Origin of the sequence: Saccharopolyspora sp. NPDC049357 (genome assembly GCF_040677225.1) — a bacterium.
GTDB lineage: Bacteria > Actinomycetota > Actinomycetes > Mycobacteriales > Pseudonocardiaceae > Saccharopolyspora.
The window spans coordinates 1-8,949 of sequence record NZ_JBFAQJ010000078.1 but is presented as its reverse complement, the minus strand read 5'-3'; the positions used below and the strand labels follow the sequence as shown (position 1 = coordinate 8,949).

7 protein-coding genes are annotated in these 8,949 nt (G+C 67.1%); 3 read left to right on the top strand and 4 right to left on the bottom strand.

The genetic code is table 11. The annotated features are described in order from the left end of the window. Positions 1-260: 260 nt before the first annotated feature. The 3 genes from AB0J91_RS32710 to AB0J91_RS32700 all read right to left on the bottom strand — a co-directional run bounded on the left by AB0J91_RS32710 (position 261) and on the right by AB0J91_RS32700 (position 2,898). Complete coding sequence (locus AB0J91_RS32710; protein ID WP_363876834.1) at positions 261-1,814, bottom strand: AMP-binding protein; 1,554 nt, start codon at positions 1,812-1,814, stop codon at positions 261-263. Between the two features lie 127 nt (positions 1,815-1,941). Further along, the gene (locus AB0J91_RS32705; protein WP_363876831.1) at positions 1,942-2,244 is read right to left on the bottom strand and encodes a MerR family transcriptional regulator; all 303 of its coding nucleotides are present in this window, start codon (positions 2,242-2,244) and stop codon (positions 1,942-1,944) included. Between the two features lie 291 nt (positions 2,245-2,535). Next, positions 2,536-2,898, bottom strand: a complete 363-nt coding sequence (locus tag AB0J91_RS32700) for a hypothetical protein (RefSeq protein ID WP_363876828.1) — start codon at positions 2,896-2,898, stop codon at positions 2,536-2,538. A gap of 1,111 nt (positions 2,899-4,009) precedes the next feature. Between AB0J91_RS32700 and AB0J91_RS32695 the strand changes: the two genes are divergently transcribed. Both AB0J91_RS32695 and AB0J91_RS32690 read left to right on the top strand, forming a co-directional pair. Continuing rightward, the gene (locus AB0J91_RS32695) at positions 4,010-5,284 is read left to right on the top strand and encodes a GNAT family N-acetyltransferase (protein ID WP_363876825.1); all 1,275 of its coding nucleotides are present in this window, start codon (positions 4,010-4,012) and stop codon (positions 5,282-5,284) included. A 173-nt stretch (positions 5,285-5,457) separates the two neighbouring features. Further along, complete coding sequence (locus AB0J91_RS32690; protein WP_363876822.1) at positions 5,458-6,273, top strand: IclR family transcriptional regulator C-terminal domain-containing protein; 816 nt, start codon at positions 5,458-5,460, stop codon at positions 6,271-6,273. A 1-nt stretch (position 6,274) separates the two neighbouring features. Here the strand turns inward: AB0J91_RS32690 and AB0J91_RS32685 are convergent, their stop codons facing one another. Next, positions 6,275-7,246: an alcohol dehydrogenase catalytic domain-containing protein gene (locus AB0J91_RS32685; RefSeq protein ID WP_363876819.1), complete on the bottom strand. Its 972-nt coding sequence runs from the start codon at positions 7,244-7,246 to the stop codon at positions 6,275-6,277. A 221-nt stretch (positions 7,247-7,467) separates the two neighbouring features. Between AB0J91_RS32685 and shiA the strand changes: the two genes are divergently transcribed. Continuing rightward, a complete protein-coding gene (shiA, locus tag AB0J91_RS32680) occupies positions 7,468-8,838 on the top strand; it encodes a shikimate transporter (RefSeq protein WP_363876816.1) in 1,371 nt (456 codons plus the stop codon). Positions 8,839-8,949: the final 111 nt, after the last annotated feature.

The following is an 8,949-nucleotide window of genomic DNA, read 5'->3' as shown; positions in this document are numbered from 1 at the left end:
GTCGGAGCGGTCGCCTGGCTGCTGACGGTCTACCTGGGCGTCAACTCGGTCGGCGGCATCGCGGCGCTGTGGAAGTGAGGACGACGATGGTGGAAGCCGACTCACACCATCCAGAGCCGACCCGACCGCTCCTCCAGGCTGACGCGTCGCGATTCCGGACGGGCTCGGCCCGCTGGATGCGGCTCGACGGGCCGAGGCGCTGGGCAGGTCCAACAGGTCCACCTTGATGCTGGGCCCGCGCCTGACAATCGGGGTCCGAGTTAGTTGACCTGGCGGGTGTGGTCCTCCCAATAGGGCGCGCGGAGTTTGAACTTCTGCAGTTTGCCGGTCGCGGTGCGGGGGAGTTCGGTCCGGAACGTCACCGATGTGGGCGCCTTGTAGCCGGCGATCCGGTCCTTGCACCACCTGATCAGCTCGGCCTCCATCTCGGGAGTGCCCTCTGACTCGGGAGCGAGCACCACGAGCGCCTTGATCGTCTCGCCCCACTTCTCGCTGGGCACGCCGATCACGCACACCTCCGCGACCGCGGGATGGGAGAACAGGATGTCCTCGACCTCGATCGAGGAGACGTTCTCGCCGCCGGTGATGATCACGTCCTTCTTGCGGTCTGCGATCGTGAGGTAGCCGTCGTCGGTGAGGTGGCCGCCGTCGCCGGTGTGGAACCAGCCGCCGTCGAGCGCCTTATCAGTCTCCTCCGGCTGCTCCCAGTAGCCTTCGAGCACCACGTTGGAGCGTGCCAGCACCTCACCGGCACCCTCCTCGGACTGGTCGATGCGCAGTCGTACGCCGAGCGCCGGTGCGCCGGCTCGGGTGAGTTTTTGCGCACGCTCCTCCGGGTCGAGGTCGTCCCACTCGGACCGGGTGCGGTTGACCGTCAGCAGCGGCGAGGTCTCGGTGAGACCGTAGATCTGGATGAACTCCCAGCCCAGCTCTTCTTGCACCCGGACCACGGTCTTCGTCGGCGGGGGTGCCCCGGCCATGATGATCCGCACCCGGTCCCGGCCGGGAATCTCGCCCTCCCAATCCTGGGCGGCTTCGAGCACCGCTGCGGCGACCGCTGGAGCAGCGCACATCACCGTGACGCCGTGGTCGCGGACCCGGCGCAGGATCTCGGCTCCGTCGATCTTGCGCAGGATGATGTGCTGCCCACCGACACCGGTCATGGCGAACGGCATGCCCCAGCCGTTGGCGTGGAACTGCGGGAGCGTGTGGAGGTAGACGTCGCGGTCGCTGATCTGGGCGTGCAGCCCGAAGGTGAGCGCGTTGACCCAGATGTTCCGGTGCGTGATCTGCACGCCCTTGGGTCGCGCCGTGGTGCCGGAGGTGTAGTTGATCGTGGCGGTCGCCGACTCGTCCGGCTCCCAGGCCTGGGGTTCGGAGCCCGGCGGCGCGTAGAGCGCTTCGTCGTCGCCGAGCACGAACTTGTGCTCGCAGCTGACGCCCGCCAGCGCCTCCTCGAGCTCCGGGTCGACGTAGAGCACCCGTGCGCCGGAGTGCTCGACGATGTACTGCACCTCCTCAGGCCGCAGCCGGAAGTTCACCGGGACGAGCACCCGCCCCCATCCGCTGACCCCGAAGAACGACGTGAGCAGCCGCGCACTGTTGTGGCTCACGATCGCCACCCGGTCGCCGACACCGATGCCGAGCTGGTCGAGTTTCGCGGCCTGACGACGCGCCAGCTCCCCCAACTGCGCGTACGTCAGCTCGCCTTGGCTCGCCGCCGGCTGCATCGGCTCGTCGATGACGCCTACCCGGTCGCCGTACACCTGCACCGCACGGTCGATGAAGTCGCTGACGCTGAACGGGACGAACATCGCTGATCATCTCCTTGGGGACGTGGGCTCGGCGTCGGACGAAACGCCGGGCCCGGTATCGCCGGTCTTGCAGGCTATGTTGTGGGCGACGGCCGATGGGCGCGACGGGCCAGGCTCGGCGCAGCAACTAGCGGAGTGGGTTGGCGCTCACGCTCTCGGTCACGAGGAGAACTACCACGGCGTGCGGACTGATGCCCAGAGCATCGCGACGGTCCTGTGATGCGAGTGCGTTGCGGACTCCTGCCGCCCGCTTGGTGTGTACTCGCAGTTCGCGTTTGGCCTGTTCCACGTCGAACCGCGCTTGACCGCGTGCGGTGACCGACGCAGGCGTGATCACACCGCGCTGGACCCACCGCGCGATCGTCTGACGCGTAATACCCAGTTCGCGCGCCGGCTCCGAGCTGCTGATGAGGCGCGACTGACCAGGCATGACCCGGAAGGTGCGATGACAACTCGGACGAACTCATCGATGGCGGTAACGAGCTCAATCAGGGTGATCATGACGCGTGATTGAGGTCGCGGTCGAATTCGACGGCGGTGGCCGGCCGCCGGTCATGCCGAACGTCGGCTGATGGGTATTCACCCACAGGTGTGGGGCCTTCGTCCCCCACCAACCGCCGGAACCGCTTGCCGGCCGAACAACGCCCGGACGTGGCAGTCTCGCGAGCCTGAACCAAATCCGGGCGTTGTCCAGTGGTGAACGAGTTTGCGGACGGTTCTCTCAGCCGTAGAGCACTTTCCCGAACGCGGCGACCTGAATGACCACGTCGGCCGCGTCGGCATCGAAGCCGGCCACGCCGGGCCCCTGAGATAGCAGTGCCTGACACTCGCGCTGCACGACGTCCTCGATCTGATGGGCGCCACCGCTAGCGATCTTCTGCACAGCACGAAGCAGGTCGTCGTGAGTGATCACGTGCTGGGAAATTTCGGTCTCTGAGCTTCCGAACGCGAACTCGGTGAAAGCCAGCGTCCAGGTGTCCGAGTCGATGTTGTCGGCCGGGTGCCGATCGACGCGATACCACGGGAACCCCAGGGCGCCGGAGCCGATGAATATGGCGAGTGTGTCTTGAGCGGTAATGGTCACTGGCAGGGTCCTCTCAACAGATTCACCACGATGAGCCGTACGGTGAATCGTTTTGCCGTCACCGATTCGGTGTCTGATTTCGCGGGAGACGTCGGGCGGATGTGGCACTACCTTCGCCGTTGCTCCAATGCCGCCAAGTACAACGACGCGTACCACGACGCCGAACGCAACGCTGTGTGCATCCCTGCGATGTCGGCGACGGCATCTGTCCACGTTCCAACCGCCCGGCTGCTCTCGATCAACGTGCGTTCGGACAGCTCAAGGGTCAAATCGGCCAGAGTCACGACTGCTTCGTTCACTCGGCGTGCAAGCGCGGCTAGGTCATCGAGCGACTCTGTTCGTAGACGTGGGTCGCACGCAGCCGCCGCTAGCAAGTCACGAGCCAGGTTTACGGCTTCTACGGGGTTGTCGGGAGGAGTCGGGGAACTCATCCCGTCGGAATACTCCGCCAGGCATGTACCCGACGGACCGGCACGCCCCAACCTTCTAATAATCCCCCACTCAGAGCAGCGGGCTGCCGCTGACGTGCCACCATTTGAAATCTTGTGGGTATTCGAGCTCGGGGTCAGCCCTCTACGCTCTTTGTTGGGCGCGGCAGGACCTGAGGGGGTGGGCCTGTGTCCGGGTCCTGCCACGCAAAATGCTCGCCCCCGATAGATCCGATATCGGGGGCGAGCATCCATTTCTGTGCCACGCGCACCGCCACGTTCGCGCGATCCTGGACGGCCTCCTGCAAGGCTTGCTGTTTGGTTTCGTCAACGAGCATGGCCACCACGAACACAGATAAGAACAACAGTGTCCCAACCGGGGTCGTTCGGAACGTAGAGTCATTGCCATCGCAAATCTGATCCACTCTGGTTGCTCACTTTACGGATGTTCTGCGGAGTGGCAGGGAAATGCTGAGCTCGGTTCGGTCTGTGCTGGATTGGCAGCACTCGTGCTGCGGTGCCGATGTGGACGGGATTCACGCCAGTTTCGCCGATGTCTGCTCCGGGTGCTGTTGATCTGGTGCTGTTCATTGCGCGCTGTGGTCGTGCCCATTAGCTTTCTCTGTGATCCGCGGCTCTCGCGAGCTGTTCCCCGGCGTGGGGAAGAAGACCCTGGAGGTGCCATGCCGCTGTGGCGGGTGCGTGATTTTCACGACGACGATCTGGACCAGGCGATTCACATCTGGGACCAGAGCCGCGAAGGCGGTGAGCCGGTGTTCTCCGCAGCCGAGGTGGTGTCGATGGCGCGGGCCGGACACCCGGCGACGGTGGCGGTCGTGGACAACGACGTGGTCGGCATGGCAGCGGCGAAGGTGGAAGGGGAGCGGGCGTGGCTGGCCTTGTTCGCCCTCGACACCCGGTGGCGCAACCGCGGCATCGGGAGCGCGTTGCTGGACGAACTGGAGAAGAAGCTGCGGGGTCAGGGCGTGCACCGCATCGCCAGTCTGGTCCCCGAGGGTGCGGCCGGGTTCAATGCCATGGCCAACTCCGGTTACCGCCCCCGCACCGACCTGACCTACTTCGAGAAGGTCGAGCACCTCGACCCGGTCGAGTTCGGGGTGCTCGAGGAGCTGGGCGGGCAGTTGCTGCCGCCCGGCCGGTGGGAAGCGCTGGCCGGGATGACGAAGGAGAAGGACATCATCGAACGGCGCGTGGTGCTGCCGATCTCGCATCCCGTGCAGGCCGAGCGGCACGGCGTGCTCCCGCCGAAGGCGATCGTGCTGTTCGGGCCGCCTGGCACCGGCAAGACCACCTTCGCCAAGGCGATCGCCTCCCGGCTGAACTGGCCGTTCGTCGAGTTGTTCCCCTCGCGGCTGGCCGGGGCGTCCCCGGACGGGTTGGCGGCGTCGCTGCGCGCGGTGTTCGCCGAGCTCGAGGAGCTCGACGACCTGGTGCTGTTCATCGACGAGGTGGAGGAGATCGCGGGCACGCGTTCCACGCCCGCCGCCGGTCCTGCGCACGGCGTGACCAACGAACTGCTCAAGTTGATCCCGGGCTTCCGCGAGCACGACCACCGGCTGCTGGTGTGCGCGACCAACTCGGTGAGTTCGTTGGACTCGGCGTTTCTGCGGCCGGGCCGGTTCGACTACATCATCCCGATCGGGCCGCCGGACGAGCCCGCCAGGCGGGCGATCTGGTCGCGCTACCTCGGGCCGGCGCGCGACAACGTCGACCTGGACGTGCTGGTGAAGCGCACGGACCTGTTCACACCGGCTGACATCGAGTTCGCCGCCCGCCAAGGCGCCCAGACCGCGTTCGAACGCGACGTGCTGCACGACGACAGCACCATGGCCACCACCGACGACTACCTGCGGGCGGTCACCGACGCACGACCCACGCTGACGGCCGAGGCCATCGCGGAGTTCGAACAGGACATCGAGAACCACACCCGTCTGTGACCGAAGTGCAGGCGAAGCCGGTCCGGAGGTGGAGACATCGTCGTCGTACCGCCTCGTCGCAGCGTGCGTCCGCGACCGTCTTTGGCGCACTGCTCACCTGGTGGCCGCCGGGGCACTTCTTCATTGCGACGTGTGCGTGCACCATCCGATAGGGTGTGCGCTATACGCACGCGATGGTTCGGGGAGGTGTGTTCGTGACGGCTGATCCGGCTGCGGGCGGTCGTGTGGCCGGCGGGTACTTCGTGCAGTCGGTGGCGCGGGCGCTGTCGGTGATCCGTTCGTTCACCGCGGAGCGCCGGCGACAGACTCTTGCCGAGGTGGCACGAGAAACGGAGCTCGACCGAGCCACGGCGCGCAGGTTGTTGCTGACGCTGGTCGACCTGGGCTATGTCAGTTCCGACGGGGGTCACTTCGAGCTCACCCCGCGGGTTTTGGAACTGGGTTATTCCTACCTGTCCGGGATGTCGTTGCCCGAGGTGGCCCAGCCGCACCTGCAAGCGTTGACCCGGGAACTGAACGAGACCGCCGCGCTGGCGGTGCTCGACGGCGACGAGATCGTCTACCTCGCGCTGGCTACGAGCAGCAGGCTCGCGACCGTGAAGATCAACATCGGCACCCGGTTCGACGCGCACACGACCTCGATGGGGCGGGTGCTGCTGGCCGGGTTGCCGGAGGACGAGTTGGACGAGCGGTTGGGCCGGTTGCATCTGCAGCGGCGCACTGATCGCACGGTGCGGGACTCGCAGGCCCTGCGCGCGGAGATCGACAAAGCACGCGCACAGGGCTGGGCGCTGGTCGATTCCGAGCTGGAGGAGGGCCTCCGGGGCGCGGCTGTGCCGGTGCGCGACCGCGCCGGGCGGGTCATCGCCGCGGCGAACGTGTCGGTGCACGCCGGGCGCACCACGCCGGAGCTGGTCGAGCGAGACTACATCCCGGTGATCCTGCGGACGGCGCGCCTGATCGAGGCTGACCTCATCGCCGCCGGCTGATTCAGCCTTCGAAGCTGATCCAGCACTTGCCGGGTGTTGCTGCGACCGCGGTGAAGGCCTCGGCGGCTTCGTCGAGGTGGAACCGGGCCTGCAGGACCCGGTGCGGTTCGAGGGCACCCTTCTCCAAAGCTGCGATGGTGTCGGCGAAGTCGACCGGGTGGTCGTAGATCAGCGAGCCGGTGATCGACCACTGCTGCGAGACGATCGCGTGCGACGACACCGCGAGCGGGGCCGAGTTCATGCCGACGACGGTGGCGTGGCCGCCCGGCCGCAAGCGCTCCAGTGCTGCGTCCAGGGCTCCCGGGGCGCCCGAGGTCTCGAAGACGTGGTCGACCTCCTGGTGCGTGTCGCCGACCGTCGCGCCCAGCGACATGGCCAGCTCGCGGCGTCCTGCGTGGGGCTCTTGCACGGCGGGCGTGATCCCGATTTCGAGCAGCGACTGGCACAGCAGCAGGCCCTGCGAGCCCGCTCCGAGGACTAAGCAGTGCTGCTGTTCGCGGGCCCCGGAGCGGCGCACGGCTGCGCGCGCCACCGTCAGCGGCTCGACGCACACCAGATCTGCCAGGCTCACATGATCGGCGATCGGGTGCGCGAAAGCAGCCGGCACCGCGACGCGCTCGGCGAGCAGGCCCGGCGTGGTGAGGCCGACGGCGTTGCGCTTCCGACAACCCGATGTGAAGCCCGCTTGGCACGGATCGCAGCTTAGGCAGCAGTAGTTCGGCTCGACGGCCACCCGCTGTCCAACCTGCCGATCGCGAATGGACTCGCCCACGGCGACGATCTCGCCGACTCCTTCGTGCCCGAGAACCCAGGGGAGTTGAGGTGTTTTCCGTCGGCCGCGCACGACAGCGGTGTCGGTGCCGCACAGCCCAACACCGAGCATGCGCACGACGACGTCGCGCGGGCCGCAGGCCGGTTCAGGAACGTCGATGACGTCGACGCGTTCTGGGGCGGTCAGTGCTGCTGCCTTCATCAGGACTCCAAATGTGCGCTATGCGCTCAACTGTGCGCATCGTGACCATAGCGTGAGGGCGGTGGCCCATCAAGGCGCACTCATCGCTTCCCGTGTCGTCGCCCAAGTGGTGATCCGGGCTTCCGGTCGCGCCGGTCGAGGCCGGGCGTGGAGGTCGATGCCCGGGTCGACGCCTGATCCGCACGCCTGGTTGCTTGACTCGGTGTGGCTGGCATCGCACTATGTCGTGCAACAAGCGCACAGTCGTGCGGATAGCGCACAGGAGGTGTCCAATGGCGGATGCGCCCGAGCACACGGAAGCGAAGCCCGTTCGCGCGGCGGCGGGGAGCTTCGTAGGAGCTGTCGTGGAGTGGTACGACTTCCTGCTCTACGGAATCGTCGCCGCGGTCGTGTTCAACGACGCGTTCTTCCCCGACATCAGTCCGCTCGCCGGGACTCTCGCGGCGTTCGCCACGTTCGGCGTCGGGTTCATCTTCCGCCCGCTCGGTGGTGTGTTCTTCGGGCACTACGGCGACAAGATCGGCCGCAAGACCATGCTGGTGTGGACGGTGTCGATCATGGGTGTCTCCACCGCCCTGATCGGTCTGCTGCCCACCTACGCCAGCATCGGCTGGTGGGCGCCGCTGCTGCTGGTGGTGCTGCGGGCCATCCAGGGCTTCGCCGTGGGCGGGGAGTGGGGTGGCGCGGCCCTGATGGCCGTCGAGAACGCGCCCCCGAAGCTCAAAGCCTTCTTCAGCAGCGGCGTGCAGGTCGGCTACTCGGTCGGACTGCTGCTGGCCACCGGTGTGGCCGGGTTGATGCAGGCGTTCACCAGCGACACCGCGTTCCAGACCTGGGGCTGGCGCGTGCCGTTCCTGATCAGCGTCGTGTTCGTGGCCATCGCGCTGTGGATTCGCGCCGGCGTGCCCGAGAGCGAGGTGTTCCGCGAGCAGGTCGCCGACGCCGAGCCGGCCAAGCGCAAGCTGCCGGTCCTGGAGGCCCTGCGGCAGCACCCGGCGGCCTTCTTCCAGATCATCGGGCTGCGGTTGGGTGAGTTGCTGACGATGTACATCGTCACCACCTTCGCGTTGGCCTATGCGACCAAGCAGTACGGCTTCGACTCCGGGTTCATGCTCACCGTCGCACTGCTCGTCGGCGGCATCGGCATCGTGACGATCCCGCTGTTCGCCTGGATCTCCGACCGCTACGGCCGCAAACCGGTGTTCATCACCGGCGCGGTGGTCGGCGTGATCGGCGCCGTGCCCTACTTCCTGTCCATGCAGGTGGGCTCGGAAATCTTGGTCGTGGTGAGCTCCGTCGTGTTGGTCAACATCGCTCACGACCTGATCGTCAGCGTGCAGCAACCGCTGCTGACCGAGTTGTTCGGCCCCGAATACCGCTACAGCGGAGCCGGATTGGGATACCAGGTGGCTGCGGCGGTGGGTGGTGGATTCACTCCGGCCATCGCCACCGCGCTCGTCCTGCTCGGCGGCGGGAGCTGGCACTGGGTCGCCGCCTACCTCGGCGCCGGATGCCTCGTGTCGGCACTGGTCGCGCTCACCTTGCAGCCCGCCGACGAACCGTCCGCGGTATCCGAGCGCGCGCCCGCGTGATCGACGGCCGGGGGGGCCCCGGGGGGGGGGGGCCGCGCCCCCCAACCCCGGGGGGCGGGGGCGCGCCGGCGCGGTGGGTGAGGGTGATGAGACCGAAAGACAACAGTCGAC

Excerpts from the sequence above, each read along its gene's own strand:
- AB0J91_RS32690 (WP_363876822.1), top strand. The coding sequence starts at position 5,458 with ATGGTTCGGGGAGGTGTGTTCGTGACGGCTGATCCGGCTGCGGGCGGT.
- shiA (WP_363876816.1), top strand. The coding sequence starts at position 7,468 with ATGTCGTGCAACAAGCGCACAGTCGTGCGGATAGCGCACAGGAGGTGT.
- AB0J91_RS32705 (WP_363876831.1), bottom strand. The coding sequence starts at position 2,244 with ATGCCTGGTCAGTCGCGCCTCATCAGCAGCTCGGAGCCGGCGCGCGAA.
- AB0J91_RS32710 (WP_363876834.1), bottom strand. The coding sequence starts at position 1,814 with ATGTTCGTCCCGTTCAGCGTCAGCGACTTCATCGACCGTGCGGTGCAG.
- AB0J91_RS32685 (WP_363876819.1), bottom strand. The coding sequence starts at position 7,246 with ATGAAGGCAGCAGCACTGACCGCCCCAGAACGCGTCGACGTCATCGAC.
- AB0J91_RS32695 (WP_363876825.1), top strand. The coding sequence starts at position 4,010 with ATGCCGCTGTGGCGGGTGCGTGATTTTCACGACGACGATCTGGACCAG.